Annotated in this window: 15 protein-coding genes; 5 read left to right on the plus strand and 10 right to left on the minus strand. The window is 73.7% G+C overall.

Translation table 11 applies throughout. The features are described from left to right. Nucleotides 1-3: 3 nt before the first annotated feature. From VGD70_RS01050 to VGD70_RS01070, 4 genes are all read right to left on the minus strand, one after another. On the minus strand, nt 4-1,053 hold the full coding sequence (locus tag VGD70_RS01050) for an ABC transporter ATP-binding protein (protein WP_331077120.1): 1,050 nt from the start codon (nt 1,051-1,053) through the stop codon (nt 4-6). Next, on the minus strand, nt 1,053-1,880 hold the full coding sequence (locus tag VGD70_RS01055; RefSeq protein WP_331077122.1) for an amidohydrolase family protein: 828 nt from the start codon (nt 1,878-1,880) through the stop codon (nt 1,053-1,055). The genes VGD70_RS01050 and VGD70_RS01055 overlap by 1 nt, the downstream gene beginning before the upstream one ends. A 25-nt stretch (nt 1,881-1,905) precedes the next feature. Beyond that, nucleotides 1,906-3,636: a UGSC family (seleno)protein gene (locus VGD70_RS01060; RefSeq protein WP_422653098.1), complete on the minus strand. Its 1,731-nt coding sequence runs from the start codon at nt 3,634-3,636 to the stop codon at nt 1,906-1,908. 63 nt (nt 3,637-3,699) lie between these two features. After that, entirely contained in the window at nt 3,700-5,544 is a 1,845-nt protein-coding gene (locus tag VGD70_RS01070; protein WP_331077128.1) for a CoA transferase, read from the minus strand. 108 nt (nt 5,545-5,652) lie between these two features. On the opposite strand from VGD70_RS01070, the gene VGD70_RS01075 reads away from it, so the two are divergent. Both VGD70_RS01075 and VGD70_RS01080 read left to right on the plus strand, forming a co-directional pair. Continuing rightward, on the plus strand, nt 5,653-7,104 hold the full coding sequence (locus VGD70_RS01075) for an MmgE/PrpD family protein (protein ID WP_331077130.1): 1,452 nt from the start codon (nt 5,653-5,655) through the stop codon (nt 7,102-7,104). Further along, nucleotides 7,101-8,012 carry a quinone oxidoreductase family protein gene (locus VGD70_RS01080; RefSeq protein WP_331077132.1) on the plus strand — a complete coding sequence of 304 codons (912 nt, stop codon included), beginning with the start codon at nt 7,101-7,103 and terminating at the stop codon, nt 8,010-8,012. The genes VGD70_RS01075 and VGD70_RS01080 overlap by 4 nt, the downstream gene beginning before the upstream one ends. A 434-nt stretch (nt 8,013-8,446) precedes the next feature. On the opposite strand, the gene VGD70_RS01085 is transcribed toward VGD70_RS01080, so the two are convergent. The 3 genes from VGD70_RS01085 to VGD70_RS01095 all read right to left on the minus strand — a co-directional run bounded on the left by VGD70_RS01085 (nt 8,447) and on the right by VGD70_RS01095 (nt 10,384). Beyond that, nucleotides 8,447-8,707 (minus strand): NifU family protein, encoded by a 261-nt coding sequence (locus tag VGD70_RS01085; protein WP_331077133.1) that lies wholly within the window; start codon nt 8,705-8,707, stop codon nt 8,447-8,449. Between the two features lie 118 nt (nt 8,708-8,825). Then, the gene (locus tag VGD70_RS01090; RefSeq protein WP_331077134.1) at nt 8,826-9,857 is read right to left on the minus strand and encodes a hypothetical protein; all 1,032 of its coding nucleotides are present in this window, start codon (nt 9,855-9,857) and stop codon (nt 8,826-8,828) included. Further along, nucleotides 9,857-10,384 (minus strand): UGSC family (seleno)protein, encoded by a 528-nt coding sequence (locus VGD70_RS01095; protein WP_331077135.1) that lies wholly within the window; start codon nt 10,382-10,384, stop codon nt 9,857-9,859. The genes VGD70_RS01090 and VGD70_RS01095 overlap by 1 nt, the downstream gene beginning before the upstream one ends. 156 nt (nt 10,385-10,540) lie before the next feature. Here VGD70_RS01095 and VGD70_RS01100 point away from each other — a divergent pair, with 156 nt between their 5' ends. Then, nucleotides 10,541-11,446, plus strand: coding sequence for an LLM class flavin-dependent oxidoreductase (locus VGD70_RS01100; RefSeq protein ID WP_331077137.1), 906 nt, complete (start codon nt 10,541-10,543; stop codon nt 11,444-11,446). Nucleotides 11,447-11,556: 110 nt separating this feature from the next. Here VGD70_RS01100 and VGD70_RS01105 read toward each other — a convergent pair whose 3' ends face one another. Beyond that, nucleotides 11,557-12,696 carry a CaiB/BaiF CoA-transferase family protein gene (locus tag VGD70_RS01105; RefSeq protein WP_331077139.1) on the minus strand — a complete coding sequence of 380 codons (1,140 nt, stop codon included), beginning with the start codon at nt 12,694-12,696 and terminating at the stop codon, nt 11,557-11,559. Between the two features lie 72 nt (nt 12,697-12,768). Here VGD70_RS01105 and VGD70_RS01110 point away from each other — a divergent pair, with 72 nt between their 5' ends. Further along, nucleotides 12,769-14,382: a UGSC family (seleno)protein gene (locus VGD70_RS01110; protein ID WP_331077141.1), complete on the plus strand. Its 1,614-nt coding sequence runs from the start codon at nt 12,769-12,771 to the stop codon at nt 14,380-14,382. 41 nt (nt 14,383-14,423) lie between these two features. After that, on the plus strand, nt 14,424-15,506 hold the full coding sequence (locus VGD70_RS01115; protein ID WP_331077142.1) for an ABC transporter substrate-binding protein: 1,083 nt from the start codon (nt 14,424-14,426) through the stop codon (nt 15,504-15,506). Between the two features lie 3 nt (nt 15,507-15,509). On the opposite strand, the gene VGD70_RS01120 is transcribed toward VGD70_RS01115, so the two are convergent. Then, the gene (locus VGD70_RS01120; RefSeq protein WP_331077144.1) at nt 15,510-16,700 is read right to left on the minus strand and encodes a ferritin-like domain-containing protein; all 1,191 of its coding nucleotides are present in this window, start codon (nt 16,698-16,700) and stop codon (nt 15,510-15,512) included. Next, a partial coding sequence (locus tag VGD70_RS01125; RefSeq protein WP_331077145.1) for a hypothetical protein occupies nt 16,697-16,887 on the minus strand: 191 nt, incomplete at its 5' end. The genes VGD70_RS01125 and VGD70_RS01120, both read right to left, overlap by 4 nt.

The raw sequence follows: 16,887 nt of genomic DNA on the forward strand, positions 1-16,887 counted from the left end.
TGTTCATGGCTCGCTCCGCTCATCACGCACCACCTCGCCGGCGAAATGACACGCCGACCGCCGGCCGGCGCCCACCTCGACCACCGACGGCCGCTCGACCGAACACACCGGCGCCGCCAGCGGGCAGCGCGGGTGGAACTCGCACCCGGCCGGAATCGCCGACAGGTTCGGCGGCGATCCGTCGATCGCCTCGAGGCGGCCGCCCTTCTGGTCCGCCCGCGGGATCGAGCGCATCAACGCCCGGGTGTACGGGTGCGCCGGGCTGTCGTACACCTCGCCGATCGACCCGTACTCGATGCCGCGGCCGGCGTACATCACCACCGCGTGGTCGGCCACCTCCGCCACCACGCCGAGATCGTGCGTGATGAGCACCAGGCCCATGCCGAGGTCGTGCCGCAGCTCCGCCAGCAGCGCCATGATCTGCGCCTGCACGGTCACGTCCAGCGCGGTGGTCGGCTCGTCGGCGATCAGCAGGTCCGGCTCCAGCGCGATGGCCATCGCGATCATCACCCGCTGCCGCATGCCGCCGGAGAACTGGTGCGGGTAGTCGCCGATCCGGTTGCGTGCGTTGGGGATCCGCACCCGGTCGAGCAGCTCCACGGCCCGGGCGGAGGAGTCGGCGCGGGACATGCCGCGGTGCACCCGGAACATCTCCGCGATCTGGAACCCGACCGTGAACACCGGGTTCAGCGCGGTGAGCGCGTCCTGGAAGATGATCGCTATCCGCTCGCCGCGGATCCTGCGCATCTCCCTGCGGGACAACCGAAGCAGGTCGACGTCGTCGAACAGCACCGCGCCGCCGGTGACGTAGCCGGGCGGCGACTCGACGATGCCGAGCACCGCCCGCGCGGCGACCGACTTGCCCGACCCGGACTCGCCGAGGATCGCCAGCGTCTCCCCGCGGTTCACCGCATAGGACAGCCCGTTGACCGCATTGGTCAGCCCGTAGGAGGTGCGGTACTCGACCCGCAGGTCCCGCACCTCCAGCAGCGGGTGCCCCGCGCCCGACGTGGGCCGGGGCGCCGCCCGGGTCGAGGACACAGGCGAGCTCATCACGGCCAGCCGAGCCACTCGCGTACCCCGCGGCCCATGATCCACTCGAGATCGGCGGGGGAGAGGAACCCGAGCTCGTCGGCGAACAGCCGGCGGACCTCGTCGTAACTACACGTCAGCCGGGTGATGTCGCTGCCCCAGAACACCCGCGGCGGCTCGAAGGCGTCGACCACGCGGCGGATCCGGTCGTGCAGCGACGGGAACGGGTAGCCCTCGGTGACGTTGCTGGGCAGGCAGGTCGCCTTCACCGCGATGTTGTCGTGCCGCGCGAGCTTCACCAGGTCGTCGAGCACCGGGTCGATGCCCTCGTCCCGCACGTCGGTCCGCAGCGCCAGGTGGTCGAGCACCAGGCGCAGGTTCGGGTGCCGCGCGGCGATCTTGTCCACCGCCTCGAGCCCGCCCGGCGCGAACACCATCACCGGCACCCCCGCGGCCTCGGCCTCCGGCCACACCCAGTCCGCGGTGCCGTCGGTGAGCCAGTCCGCGGCCGGTCCCCGGCTGAACGTCACCCGGATGCCGAGCATGCCGGCCTCGTCCCGCCAGGTCGCGAGCTTGCCGCGGCTGGCCTCGTCGGTGAGCGTGATTCGGCCCATCACCCGGAACTTGTCCGGGTGCTCGCGCGCGGCGGCGAGGCAGGTGTCGTTGCGGTCGCCCTCGAACGAGGGCGGTACGAGCACCGCCGCGTCCACCCCGGCGGCCGCCATTTCGGCGAGCAGCTCATCGGCGGCGAACTGGTCGCCGTGGGCGAAGTCCCTCCCACCGGGAAGCCACGGGCGGTCCGGTGTCTCCGGTTCCCAGATGTGTGCCTGGGCATCGGTGATGATCACGTGTGCACGCTCCCGTTCTCGTCGGTCAGCTGGTCTTTCGGCCGGTCCGCGGCTCGACGCGGCGGCTCACCGGCACACCCTGCCCGTGGTTGCCGACGTAGGCGCGGGACTGGTTGCGGCCCGGGTTGCCGGCCACCACGATGTCGATCCACTCGGGACGCATCAGCCCGCGCACCGGCCGCCCGGTCTCCTCGGCGTCGGCGTACTCGGCCGGCGCCTTGCCGCGGGCGACGAGGTCCGGCCACTCGAACTTCTTGCCGCTGACGCCGCGCCCGTAGCGGGCCACCCACGCGCCGTCGAGCCACACGTTGTCGTAGAGGTAGCGCCGCACGTCGTCCTTGGTGAGCCCCTCGGCGGCGATGATCCCGGCGATCGCGGGGCCCAGCACCACGAACGGGTGCTGGGCCTCGTAGATGAAGTTGTGGTAGCACCACGGCCCGAGCACGTCGGTCAGCAGCCGGGCGATCGTGGCGAGGTGGTCGGTGGCGCGGGCGCCGCCGCTGTAGATCGGCGCGCTGGCCGCGTACACGCTGCGGACGGTCACCACGTCGTCGGCCTCGGTGAAGCCCCGGTCGACCCGGTAGGGCGCCCAGCCGATGTCGCGCACGGCCGCCTCGTGCTCGGCCAGCGCGACGTTGAAGGTGGCGCCGATCGCGCCCTTGTCGGTCTCGTCCGGGATCGGCCGCAGGCCCGCCACGTTGCGCAGGTAGAGCCGGAGGAACCGGCCGACCGAGGTGTTGGCCCGCTGACCGACGCGCAGCGCACCGGTGCCGGAGTTGAAGTCCAGCTCCTTCGCCGACGGTCCACTCAGGAGCACCATCGGCTCCCAGCCCGGGGTGCTGCCGGCGTCCTCGACGCGGAACACCGGGTCGGCGATCGCCTCGACCGCGGCGACGAGGATCGGCAGGTACTCCGGCCGGCAGCCGGCCATCACCCCGTTGACGGCGACCGTGTGGACGGTGGCCTCGCGGCTGGCCGGCAGGAGGACGCCGAGGACCTCGCCGGGGTCGCGGCCGGTGTGCCGGAGGAACGCGGCGACCCTGGCGGGGGTCGGGGGGACGATGGGGAGGCCGTCGGTCCAGTGCCGGTCGGTGAAGCCGTCGAGGATCTCGTCGTAGCCGCCGCGCAGGACGATCTCGTCCCGGGCCGGCTCCGGCTCGGGCCGCGCCGGGTGCCGGGTGGGCGTGGTGAGGAGCCCGGCGAGGAGCGCGGGCACGACCTCGGCGTCCACTTTGGACTCGAAGGTGGTGTCGGAGTCGGTCAGCATCACGCCCGGGTAGACCGCGAGCGGGATGTCGGCCACGCCGAGCGCGCCGGCGATCATGCCGGCCATGACCTCGAACTCGGTGGAGACGATCGCGACCGTCGGGACCCCCGCCCGCTCGATCGCCACGCAGGCCCGCAACACGGCGGGCGTGCAGGAGCCTCAAGCCCCGACACCGACGACCGCCGCGTCGATCTCGTGCTGGCGCAGGCGTTGCGGCAACCGGGCGACCGCGTCGTGCTCCTCGGTGGTGGTGCCGTGGATGTTGCCGAACTCCGGGTGCGGGACGAACTCCGTGCCCGCGAAGCGTTCCCGTGCGGCCTGCTCGAAGCGGGCGAACATGAGGTCGCCCTTGAACACGTGGTCCCAGACGAACGCGACCCGCTTGCCGGTGAGGTCGGTCGGTCGCGGGGCGAGGTCGCCGGCCGGCAGGCCGCCACGGCGCCCGAGCGGCCAGAGGACCTCGTAGTGGGGTTCGGGCGGTGTGGTCATCGGCGACCTCGCTTGGTTCCGCGGCTGGCGATAAAAAATATATCCTAGCGACTGGAGCGAATGCTACGTCGCGATGTCCGCCGGCGCCAGAGCCCCCGCGGTCCGCCACTCGTTCTGGACCTCGGCCACCGATGTCGACGCGAACAGGGGCGCGGCCGTACGGACGCCGACCGGCATGCGGCGGAACCGCCACGGGCTCGTGAACGCCAGCCGCTCGCCGAACTCCGGCGACCAGCCGCGGACCAGCACCGACCGGTACAGCTCACCCAGCGCGCCCGGCGCGGTGCCGGCCAGGTGGGCCGGCGTCACCTCCGCCGCGGCCGGCAGCTCGACCTGCGGCGGGTCGGCCCCGCGGTAGTGGCTCACGCAGGTGTTCACCAGCGCACGCAGCTGGGAGAGCAGCAGGTGGCTGCCACCCCGGTCGGCGGCCAGCGCGGACACCACCGCGAAGCTCGCCCAGGCACCGGCGTTCGGGTCGGCCACGCCCCAGTTCAGCAGGCCCAGCGGGGCGCCGGACCGGTCGGTGACCGCGGCCTCGAGGCCGGCGAGCGCGGTGAGCATCGGGGCGTAGCTGCGGGCGAGGTACTCGCCGTCGATCGTCCGGCCGCCCATCGACAGCAGCACCAGCGCGGGGTTGGCCGCGAACAGCCGTGTCGGCGCCAGGTCGAGCCGCTCCAGCACCCCGGTGGCGAAGCTCTCGACGACCACGTCCGCCGACGCGACCAGCGCGAGGAACCGCGCGTGGTCGGCGGGGTCCTTGAGCTCCAGCCGGATGCCGCGCTTGTTCCGGTTCGCCGCGTTGTACAGCCACGCCCGCTCGTACCCGGGCAGCGTCGCCCGGTCCGAGGCCAGCCCGGCCGGGAAGTCCACGCCGCGCCGCCGGCCCACGTCGAGCCGGTCGAGGCTCTCGACCTTGACGACGTCCGCGCCGAGGTCGGCGAGCCACGCGCTCGCCACCGGCGCCGCCCACACCCAGCCGAGGTCGAGCACCCGCAGCCCCGCGAGCGGGCCGCCGGGGCGCGGGGTCCACGAGCACGGGCGCGGCGTGGGCCGGTGCGCGGTGACCGCCGGCACCGGGTCCGTCCCGTCGAGCAGCCGCGGGTCGGCCAGCGCCTCTCCGGCGGTCCGAAGTGGAGCGATCGGCACCCGGAACGCGCGGCCGGCGGCCACGACGTCCTCGACGGTCCGCTCGCGCAGGATCTCGGTGATCAGCGCGGCGACCTCGTCGGCGTGCTCGGCCGCGATCACGAGCTGGTCGGCGAGGTCCGGGCGGGCGGCCCACGGCGGGTCGCCGAGGAGGGCCAGGAACGCCTCCCACTCCACCCGCGCCCGGCAGATGACGACGACCCAGCCGTCGTGGCAGCGGAACATGCGGAACGGGAAGGGGCCGCCGGAGCCCGACGCGCTCGGCCCCGAGCGGCGCCACGGGCGGCCGTAGTTGAGGAACTGGATGGCGTTGACGCCGGACATCCCGGCCAGACAGGCGACCGGGTCGACCACGACGTGCTCGCCGATGCCGTCGCGCCGCGCGCCGAGCCAGCCGGCCAGCGCACCGGTGGCGGCCTGCAGCCCGGCGATCGCCTCGAGCATCCGGCCGGGCGGGGCGAGCCCGGGCCCGTCCGGCTCGCCGATGGCCGCGCCGATGCCGGACAGCTCGGCGATCCGCGCGTTCGCGTCGGGCAGCGCGGCCGGCCACCCGAGCTCGACGAGCGTCAGGCTCCGGTGCGCGGCCGGCCACGGTTCGTCGCCCCCGAGGAGGGCCGCGAGTGGCTCGGGGTCGTCGGTGAGACAGATGTCGAAGTCGGCGAGCTCGCCGGTGGTCTCCACCGGGAAACCGGCTCGCCGCAAGGTGTCCGCGGCGAACCGGCAGGCGTAGCCGCGGCCGAGGGTGAGGATCCGGGGCGTCATGTCGAGACCGCCTGGGGGAGGGCGTCGTACGCGTCTGGGTGCGGAAGGGGCGGGAGCTCCATATCAGGATATGATATAGCAAATCGGTGAGTGAAAGGCGGCAGGCCAATGGCGGCACCGAACACCCTCCAGCCGGACCGGACCAGCGACGCGATGCTCGACCTGGTCCGCTGGGCGGGCGGGCTGACCCTCGCCGACATCCCGGAGGCGGTCCTCGACGGGACCAAGCGGCGGCTGCTCGACCTGGTCGCCGCCGCCCTCGCCGGCACCCAGGCCGACGGCGTCCCGCAGCTGCTGCGCGCGGTCGAGGACTGGGGCGGCCGCCCGGTCGCGAGCGTCATCGGATCCGCGGTCCGCACATCGGTGCCGCACGCGGTGCTGCTCAACGCGACGATCAGCCGTGCGCTCGAGCTCGACGACGTGCACGAGAAGGCGTTGCTGCACCCGACCGTCGCCACCGCGCCGATCGCGTTGGCGCTCGCCGAGCAGGACCCGGCGCTCGACGGCGGCCGGCTGCTGACCGCGCTCGTCGCCGCGCAGGAGGTGATGTGCCGGCTCGGGCTCGCGCCGGAGTACCACGTCGCCGGCCCGCGGCACCGGCCGCGCGGCTGGTCGTTCACCTACCAGTGCGGCGCGCTCGGCGGCGCGCTGGTCGCGGCGCTGCTGCGCGGGCTCGACGAGTCCCGCACGCTCGACGCGCTGGGCAACGCCTACACCGCGCTCGCCGGCAACCAGCAGGCGATCAAGGAGGCGTCGCTGGCGATTCGCGTGCAGCAGGGGGTGACCGCGCAGACCGCCGTGCAGTCCGCCGACCTCGCCGCGCTGGGGATCACCGGGCCGCACGAGGTGCTGGAGGGGGAGTACGGCTGGCTCAGCTACTGGCACGGCGGCACCTACGACCGCTCGGTCCTCGTGTCCGAGCTGGGTGATCGGTGGGAGTCGGCCGGCGCGAGCGTCAAGCCGTACCCGGTCTGCCGGATCACGCACAACACGGTCGGCGCGACGCTGGCCGCCGGGGTCGCGCCCGCGGACATCGAGCGGATCGTGGTGCACGTCAACAGCCAGGAGAGCTGGGACGAGGTGGTGCACCCGCTGGAGCGCCGCCGCCGGCCGGCCTCGTCGATGGACGCGCAGTTCAGCCTGCCGTTCATCGTGGCGATCGCGGCCGTGCGGGGCGCGGTGACGCTGGCCGGCCTGACCGAGTCGGCGATCCGCGATCCCGAGGTGCTGGCGCTGGCCGAACGTGTCGAGCCGGTGCTCGACCCCGGGTTCGACCGGTCCGCCGGCCGGGTCATCCCCATGCCCATCGTGGTGGACGTCCACCGGCGGGACGGCACGGTGGTCACCCGGCGGTCGGAGCATCCGCTGGGGCATCCGGGAAACCCCATGGACTGGGCCGCGGTGGAGGCGAAGGTGTGGGACTGCGCCGCGTGGGGCGCGGCGCCCGCCGACCACGCGGTGGTAGCGGAGCTGGTCGCGGCGGTGCGGGGGCTGGCGGCGGACCGCGCGCCGGGCCGGCTGGCCGGGCTGCTCGCGCGGGCGAAGGCGGTGCCGGCATGAGGGCCGCGCGACTGCACGAGTTCAAGTCCCCGCTGCGGATCGACGACGTGCCGGACCCCGTCGCCGGGCCCGACGAGGTGCTCGTCCGGCTGACCCACGCCGGCGTCAACCCGATCGACCTCCGGCTGCGGGACGGCGGCGCCGGCCGGGTCGACCTGCCGTTCGTGCCGGGCTGCGACGGGGTCGGGGTAGCGGGCTCGGGGCCGGTCGTCGTGTACGGGGCGGGGCTGGGGCTGCGGCGGGCCGGTACCTACGCCGAGCAGGTCGCGGTGCCTTCGGCTGGTGTCGTGCGGCTGCCGGACGGGGTGGATCCGGTGCAGGCGGCGGGGATCGGGCTCGCGGGGGTGACCGCGTGGGCGCTCGTCGAGCGGGTGACGGCGGCGGACCGGGTGCTCGTGCTCGGCGCCAGCGGTGGGGTCGGCTCGCTGGCGGTGCAGCTCGCGCGGTCGGCGGGAGCCCGGGTGTGGGCGCAGACTCCCTCTTCGTCCGACCGCCTCGACCTCGGCGCGGAGCGCGTCGTCGGGTGCGACGCGGACGGCTTGCGGTCCGCCGTCCGCTCGTTCGAGCCGACGGTGGTGCTCGACGGGCTCGGCGGGGCGTTCACCGGTGCGGCGGTGCGCTCGGTGGCCGACGGCGGGCGGATCACCGTGTTCGGCGTGAGCGCGGGGGCGCGTGGCGAGGTCGACTTCGCGACGCTGTACCGCAGGTCGGTGACGCTGCGCGGGCACGCGAGCCTGGCCATGCCCGCCGCCGCCGTGCGGGACGCGCTGGTCGGCTGCCTCGAGCTGGTTGCCGGCGGCCAGGTTCGAGTGCTGGTCGACGAGGTGCTGCCGCTGGGCGCGGTGAACGCGGCGCACCGGCGCCTGGCCGAGCGGCGCGCGACCGGCAAGCTGGTGCTGGCGAACTAGTCCGCCTCCCCGGGATTAAAAGTGTGCGTTGCGTCCCAGCGAATAGTGCGGGTATCGAGGTGGATGGTGGCTGGGTGCCGTCACGGTCCCCTGAGGTTCCGGTGGTCGGCGCAGGACTTCACACGATGATCTACGAGACACCTAGTCCGCCTCCCCGGGATTTAAAGTGTGCGTTGCGTTCCGGCGAATGGTGTGGGTGTCGGGGTGGGTGGTGGCTGGGTGGCGTCACGGTCCCCTGGGGTTCCGGTGGTCGGCGCAGGGCTTCACACGATGATCTACGAGACACCTAGTCCGCCTCCCCGGGATTGACAGTGTGCGTTGCGTTCCGGCGGATGGTGTGGGTGTCGGGGTGGGTGGTGGTTGGGTGTCGTCACGGTCCCCTGAGGTTCCGGTGGTCGGCGCAGGACTTCACACGAAGATCTACGAGACGGGCCTTAATGCTCCGCCGGGGCGTCGAAGCCGACCTTGTCGACGTGGATCCGGCCGACGCCGGGCTCCTCGTCGCGAATGGCCTTGTCCAGGATCGCGACGAGCACCGCGTCGGGCACGAGGCACTCCATGCACGCGTCGGGCAACGCCTCGAGCACGACCCGCACGGAGTTGTCCGGCTCGATGGACCCGATCCGCAGATCGAACCCGTCCGCGGCGAGCGCGGGCCGCACGTTGTCCAGTGCCTTCTCGACGGCCTGCTGCATGTGACCACTCCTCTCGCCTGCGGCGGCCTCGATGCCACCGATGGTGGGCATATCATATATCAGGATGGGAGGTGCGGAGGTGGACGTTTGCTCGGTCGGTCTTGACGCGAGGGGCGGCTCAGGGGGTGATCTCGGCTGAGCGGGCCTGGCCGTAGTGGCCGGCCGGGAGGAAGCAGGAGTGGCCGCCGCCCATGCCGCCCGTCACCACCAGCATCAGCGAGGCCGGGTCGTTGACGATCGGGATGCGGCCGTTCACCAGGTAGTGCTCCGCGCCCTCGCCGCGGCGTAGGTGCGCGCGGCGGTTGGACAGCGCGTCCGGCGGCAGGGTCGTGTTCTCGACCAGGTGCCGCCTCAGCCCGGCCTTGTCGAAACCGCCGTCGCGCAGGATCTGGGCGTGGAGCGGGTTCAGGGCCAGCACCGGGGTCGCGTGCGGGTCGACCACGTTCGGGGTGCCGAGGCTGGGCAGGCTGCCGCACAAGGTCTTCACCACGTCCGTCCAGTCGGCGCTGGAGTCGTGGATGTTCATCGCCGCGTTCACGCCCACCACGGTCACCACGTCCTGCGACAGCGCGAAACCGCGTTCCACGTGCAGCGGCTCCCAGGGCGAGTCCTCCTCGTTCTCGCCGGCGCACAACGTGTACTTGCCGACGAAGCCCTGCGTGCACTTGTCCACCTCGCCCGGTCGCGCGCCGCCGAGGTTGATCAGCGCCAGCCGCACCGCGCGGCCGATCGTGGCGTTCGCCTGCCAGCCGGGCCCGAGCACGCCGGTCGAGCAGTTCAGTCCGATCCGTTGCCGGATCGGGCCGTTGACGATCAGCATGGGGGTCAGCGGGTTCGTCGTCGGCTGCAGGCCGGCCAGCTGGAAACCGGGCTCCAGCATCAGCTCGAACGCGGTCAGCACCACCGGCAGGTACTCCGGCCGGCAGCCGGCGAGCACCGCGTTCACCGCGAGCTTCTCGACCGTCGCCGCGCCGTTGGCGGGCGGCACCGGGCCCAGCGAGGCGGCCGGGTCGCGCGTGGTGCCCGCGAGCATGCGCAGCACCCGCGCACGGGTGGGCGGCACGACGGGAAGGCCGTCGGTGTGGCCGCGCTCGTGGAACCACGCGCTGACGACCTCGACGTCGTCCGGCAGATCCTCCACAGAGGACATCAGCATGGCGAGGTCAGCCCTTCGACGATCGCGGCGGCCCGCTCGCGCAGTGCGGCCCGGATGTCGGGCTCGGGCCGGTCGTTGAGCGGGTGGGGGAGGACGACCTGCGGCAGCCCGACGGCCCCGGCCCCCGTGGCGACGGCCACCGCGAGACCGGCGAAGGCCGCGGTGAACAGCGTCACCGACGGCACCCCGCGCCGTTCGAGCTCAACGGAATCGTGGATACACCACGATGTGCAGGAGCCTCAATTGCCGATGCCGACCACGACGGCGTCGCAGTCGGCGGCCATGGCCTCGAGCACGTCGTCGGGCAGCGTCTGGGCCGCCGAGATCCGCCGCTCGACGATCCGCGCGACGCCGTAGTCGTCGCGCAGCAGGGCGGTGAGCTCGTCGGCGATGACGTTCATGCAACGCCAGCTGTTGTTGACGATGCCGATGGTCCGTCCGTGCACAGTGGACAGTCGGGGCGCGGCGAGGCCGGCCGAGCCGGTCGTCTGCTCCGCGTAGGGCATCAGGATGTCCACCATCAGCGTCCTCCGTTGTCGCCGACCCGCGGCGAGCGCGCCGGCCACTCGCGCGGGTACGTTGCGGTCGGAGGCGTGTGCGCTGAGCCGCCTCCGTCCGCACTTGATCTATCCTATAGTCACGGACTCTAGCAGCCGTTATTCCGTTGGGAGGCGATCGTGACCACGGAGTTCGGCGTCACGCTGCAGTCCGGGGCCGACCCCGCGGCGTTCGCGCGGCTGGCCGAGGACGCCGGGTTCGACTACCTGGCCTGCGGCGAGCACCTGGTCTTCCACGGGCCGACGACCAACGCGTTCATCTCGCTGGCGTACGCGGCCGGGGTGACCTCGCGGATCAAGCTCGTCAGCGCGGTGACCCTGCTGCCGCTGTACCAGCCGGCGGTCGCCGCCAAGCTCGCCGCCTCGCTCGACGTCACCAGCGGCGGCCGGTTCACCCTCGGGGTCGGCATCGGCGGGGAGTACCCGCGGGAGTTCGAGGCGGCGGGGGTGCCGGTCGAGTCGCGCGGCGCGCGGACCGACGAGGCCCTCGAGATCGTTCACCGCCTCCTGACCTCCGCCGACGTATCGGTGGACGGTCGGTTCACGTCGTTCTCCGGGGTCACCCTCGCGCCCCGGCCGACGCGGCGCACGCCGTTCTGGATCGCCGGTCGCCGGCCCCCGGCGCTGCGCCGGGCCGCCCGGTGGGGTGACGCGTGGCTGCCGTACCTGCGCACGCCCGCGCAGGTCGCCGACGGCCGCGCGGCGATCGAGGCGTACGCCCGGGCCGACGGCCGCCCGGAGTGGGGCGGGCGGACCGCGTTGTTCGCGTTCACCACGGTGGACAAGGACGGCGACCGGGCCCGCGCGATGGCGGCCGAGCGGGTGGGCCGGACCTACCGGCAGGACTTCTCGTCGTTCGCGGAGAAGTACCTGATCGCGGGGACGCCGCAGGAGTGCGTGGCCCGGCTGCGCGAGTACCTGGCGGTGGGCGTGGACGTGGTGATCTTCCGGATCGCCTGCCCGCGACGCGAGGCCGACGCGATGCTCACGCTGCTGGCCGAGGAAGTGATCCCAGAACTGCGCTGATGGGTGAATCGCCGCGCCTGCCGGATGAATGCCGTGCGAACGGCCCATTCGCACGGCCCGGGGGCCCCCCGATTTCCACGTTACCGGCGGGGACCGACAGTTCCGCGGGGTCAGTGGACGGCGCCCGCACCCGTGAGCCCGTTGATCTCCGTTGGCGTGAAGCCCCAGTCGGACAGCACCTTCGCGGAGTCGTCGCCCGGGGCGGGGGGTGGGCAGGCCACCGCGCCCGGGGTCCGGCTGAACCGTGGGGCCGGGGCCGGGTGGGGCACACCGCCGACGTCCACGAACGCCTCGCGGGCCACGTGGTGCGGGTGCGTCGGCACCTCCGCCAGGCCGAGCACCGGCGCGTAGCACGAGTCGGTGCCGAGGAGGAGGGCGGACCACTCGTCGCGGGTGCGAGTACGGAACAGCGTCGTCAGCCGCGCGCGCAGCGCGGGCCAGTCGGCGTGCGCGATGGGTTCCGCCAGACCGGCGAGGTCCAGGCCGATCCGGCGGAAGAGCTGGCGGTGGAACTTCGGCTCGATCGCGCCGATCGACACGTACCGGCCGTCGGCGGTCTCGTACACGTCGTAGAACGGGGCGCCCGAGTCCAGGTAGTTCGTCCCGCGCTCGTCGCGCCACGTGCCGTTGCGGCGGCGGCCGTGGAACTGGGTCATCAGCAGCGACGCGGCATCCACCATCGCCGCGTCGACCACCTGGCCGCGGCCGGACACCCGGGCCTCGAGCAGGGCGCACACCATGCCGAACGCCAGCAGCATGCCGCCCGCGTTGTCGCCCACCAGGTTCAGCGGGATCACCGGCGGCCCGCCCGCCCGGCCGATCGGCTCGAGGGCGCCGGCCAGCGCGATGTAGTTGATGTCGTGCCCCGCCGCCGCGGCGAGCGGACCGTCCTGGCCCCAGCCCGTCGCCCGCCCGTACACCAGGCGCGGGTTGCGGGACAGGCAGACCTCCGGCCCCACGCCCAGCCGCTCGACCACCCCGGGCCGGAACCCCTCGAAGATCCCGTCGGCCTGGTCGGCCAGGCGCAGCACCACGTCCGCGCCGGCCGGGTGCTTCAGGTCCACCAGCACCGACCGGCGCCCGCGCACCACCAGCTCCAGCCGCGGATCGGGCGCCTGGACGTGCCGGTCCCCGCCCGGCCGGTCGACCCGCACGACCTCCGCCCCCATGTCCGACAGCATCATGCCGGCGAACGGACCCGGTCCGCGGCCGGCCAGCTCGACGATCCGCAGCCCGCTCAGTGGCCCCACCCGCTACCTCCCTTGTGCACCACAAATCGCTAGAATATATTCTAGAGTACCCAACGGAGGGGAGCACGGCACGTGGCGACTCAGGTGATCGATCCCCGCATCCCGGCCCCCGCCGAGCCGGCCGCCCTCGCCCCGCGCCGCAGCGACCTCACCGGCCACCGGGTGATGCTGTTCGACAACGGCAAGCTCGCCCCGGACTACGGCCCCTACCGCGCGATCTTCGACGTCGTCGAGGCGGCGCTCGGCGGTGCCACGGAGGTCCTGCACCACACCGACGACCTGCTGCGCGGCACCGGCGAGCGGCTCGCGCAGGTCGCCCGCTGGGTCCGCGACCAGGACGTCGCCGGCGTCGTGTTCGCGCTCGGCGACTGGGGCGTCAGCCAGCCCACCGCGATCGTCGCCGCCGAGCTCGAGCGGCTCGGCGTGCCCGTGTCGGTCGTGACCACCGAGATCGGCGGCCGGCAGGCGCTCGCCGCCGCGGCCCGGATGGCGCCCGGCCTGCCGGTCACCACGCTGCGGGCACTGCGCTCGGCGAGCCGCGACGAGGTCGCCGCCGAGACGAAGGAGGTGCTCGAGGACATCCTCGACGGCCTCCGCGGCGCGCCGGCCGACCTGCACGCCAGGTTCGCGGCCCGGCCCATCGCCGCGCCGTCCCCGGCCGAGCCGACCGGCCTGCTGGACCTGCCCGGCGAGGACCCGTCGGCCGAGTTCACCGCGGTCATGCGGGACAGCCTGCTCGGCGACGGCCTCCCGCTCGTCGCACCGACCCCGCGCCGGGTCGAGGAGTTCCTCACCGCGGCCGGCCGGGCCGCGGACACCCCGGTCTGGCCGGCCATCCCGCCCCGGGACACCCCGGTGACCGCCCGCGAGGTGGCCGCGGTCGCGGTGGCCGCGGGCTGCCGTCCACAGTGGGCACCGGTCGTGCTCGCCGCCTACGAGGCCATGGCGGCGCCCGAGTTCCGGCTGTTCCAGGCCGCGATCACCACCCACCCGGGCGGCACGCTCGTGCTCGTCAGCGGACCGGAGCACGAGCGCTACGGCTTCGCCGCCGGCCGCGGCGCGCTCGGCCCCGGCTTCGAGGCCAACGCCACCACCGGCCGCGCGGTCGCGCTCGGCTACTCCTTCCTGCTCGGCGCCGTCCCCGGCGGCGCCGACCTCACCGCGCAGGGCTCGCCGGCCGAGTTCACCTACTGCTGCGCGGAGAACCTGGCCGCGAGCCCGTGGCCCGGCCTGCACGCCGACCTCGGCCACCCCGGCGCGACCACCGTGACCGTCCTCAAGTGCGAGGGCCCGCACAACATGCTCGACCAGCAGAGCACCGAGCCGGCGCGGCTGCTCGGCACGTTCGCGAGCTCGATGGCGACGCTCGGCTCCAACGCCGCCTACGTCGCCACCGCCGAGACGATCCTGCTGCTCAACCCCGAGCACGCCCGCCTGCTGGCCACCGCCGGCTGGACCCGCCGCGACGTCCAGGAGTTCCTGTTCGACACCGCCCGCAACCCGCGCGAGGACCTGCGCGGCCGCGGGCTCGCCCCGATCTGGCCGACGTGGTTCGACGCCGCCGACCGGGTCCCCGTCCTGCCGGACGCGTCGAGCCTGCTGGTCGCGGTGACCGGCGGGGAGGGCCCGGCCTCCCAGGTCGCCGTGCCGTGGGGCTACTCGCGTGCGGTCACCAGAGCCGTCTGATCCACACAGGACACTCCCGCGTCGCGGGGAAGGAGAGGCACATGTTCCGGAGCACTCGGGCCGCCCGATGGGGTGCGCTGCTCACCGCCTCGGCGCTCGCGCTGACCGCGTGCGGCGGCGGTGGCGGGGGCGGGGGCGGCGACGCCGGCGGCACCATCCGGATCGCGATCAGCTCAGAGAGCCTCGCGACCCAGCTCGTGCGCATGGCCGCCGACCTCGGGATGTTCAAGGGCGAGGGGCTCGACGTCGAGCTGGTCAACAGCAACGGCGGCGCCCAGGCGGTGACGGCGATGCTGTCCGGCAACGTCCAGTTCGCCGCGGCCGGCGCGCCCGAGGTGATCACCAGCAACGCCGAGGGCCGTGACGTCAAGGCGATCGCGAGGCTCTACTCAGGACTGTCCGGCTCGGTCGTGCTGTCGAAGGAGACCGCCCAGCGGCTCGGCGTGCGCACCGACACCCCGCTGGAGGAGCGGGTGAAGGCGCCGGACATCCCGATCGGGGAGCGGCTCAAGGACCTCGACGGGCTCAACATAGCCTTCGCCAGCGCCACCTCCTCGCTCAAGTCGCCGGTGATCAGCTCGGCGGAAAGCGTTGGCGCGAAGGTGAACCCGGTCTATATGAAGCAGGAGAACATGCCGGCCGCCATGTCCGCGGGCGCCATCGACGCGCTGCAGGCCTCGCCGCCGGTGTCCGAGCTGGGCGTGCTGTCCGCGGGTGGTGTCATGTGGATCGAGGGGCCGACCGGGCAGTTCCCCGCCGAGCACACGCCGACGTCCTCCTCGACGCTGATGACCACCGGCGAGTACATCGGCAAGGCGCCGGAGACGGTCAAGAAGGTGGCCGCGGCGATCTCGAAGACCGCGCAGCTGGTGATGGACGACCCGGCCAAGGCGAAGGCGAACGTGCGCGGCCGGTACGGCGACGTCGACGCGAAGATCTTCGACGCCGCGTGGGAGGCGAACAATGCCTCGTACACCCAGCCCAGGGTGACCGCCGAGCAGTTCGCGCACGACATCACGGTGCTGCCGAAGGAGCTGTCCACCAAGGAGGTCCTCGCGCTGGACCCGAAGGACCTGATCGTGCCGGACGAGTTCAACCCGACCGACCCGGCGCCGAAGTCCTGACCCTCACATGAAGTTCTTGGTGTGCAGGGCCGACAGCGCGGCCGCCTCGTCCGGGTGGAAGCCCAGCCGGACGAGGCGGCGCTGCCGGCCCTGGTCCATCGCGTACTGCAGCTCCTGCACCCGGCGGTAGCCAGCGGCGACGTCCTCCGGCGCCCAGCTGCCCGCGGCGAGCACGACCAGCGCGTCGAACACGTCCCGGTTCAGGCCCGCGGTGTCGACCAGCGCGTCGTGCCGGCGGTGGACGGCCGCCCGCAGCCGGTCCTTCAGCGCCGGGTCCACTGTGGACTGATGGGCGAGGTGGGCCATGCCGAACACGACGTGGCGGCGCTCGTCCTGCCCGGCCAGCCGGCAGATCCGCCGGGTCACCGGGTCCGGCGCGGTGTGCTCGAGGAAGGCCAGCAGGTCCACGAACGTGCCCTCGCCGAGCACCGACAGCAGGAACGACGCGAGCGCGAAGTCGGACTCGGTGACCAGCGTGAACAGCGACGAGCGGCCGCCCGCCGAGGACGTGCCGAGCTCCGGGCCGCGCAGCAGCGCCCGGCGGGCGAACACCGACATGTGCCGCGCCTCGTCGGCCATCTGGACCGCGAGCAGCTGCACGACCTCGCGGAAGTGCGGGTGGATCCGGCCGACGAACCGGGCCGGCACCACCAGCGCGGCCTGCTCGTTCTCCACCAGGAAGGTCATCACCTGCACGACGGCGGCCTCGACGTCGGCCGGCAGGGTGAACTCCGCCGACCACGGCACCGCGGCCTCCGGGTCCCACTGCCGCGACGCCGCCTGCGCGTACAGCCTCGGCGCGAGGTCGGCCCACACCAGGTCCCGCTCGTCCAGGTCGAACCGCGGCTCCGGCCCGCCCGCCTCGAGCAGCGCGCCGCGGGCGCCGAGCCCCCAGCTCGCCGGCGGCCGGTCCCGCAACCCGGCGGGCTCGGCCGGCCCGGCCCGCTCCGCGCCGAACCAGCGGGCGTCCTCGGCACTGCCGCGGACCACGACCGCCACGCCGTCCGCGGCCCACTCGACCCGGTGGCCGCGGCCGCGGGCCCACGCCGGCAGGTGCACGCGCAGCGCCGGGTCGCGGCCGGACACCTCGACCCGGCCACCCGGCGGCAGCCTGGCCAGCGCGCGCTGCACGAGCAGGTGCGCGCCCTCGGTGAAGCCCAGGCCGGCGAGGTCGACCGCGACCACGGGCGTCACGGCCGGTAGCCCGCCGCGGTCACCCGGCCGCCGGCGTCGTAGAACCCGGTGGCGGTGACCGCCTCGTCGAGCGCGGCGTAGCCGGTGGTCCGGCCCTCCTCCCAGGCGGTGAGCCCCTCCAGGTCGAGCAGCGGCCGGACCTCGGCGTCGGCATAGGACATCGACGCCAGCAGCGTCCAGAACAACG

The sequence above is a fragment of the Actinophytocola sp. genome (assembly GCF_036402745.1).
Taxonomy (GTDB): Bacteria; Actinomycetota; Actinomycetes; order Mycobacteriales; family Pseudonocardiaceae; genus Actinophytocola.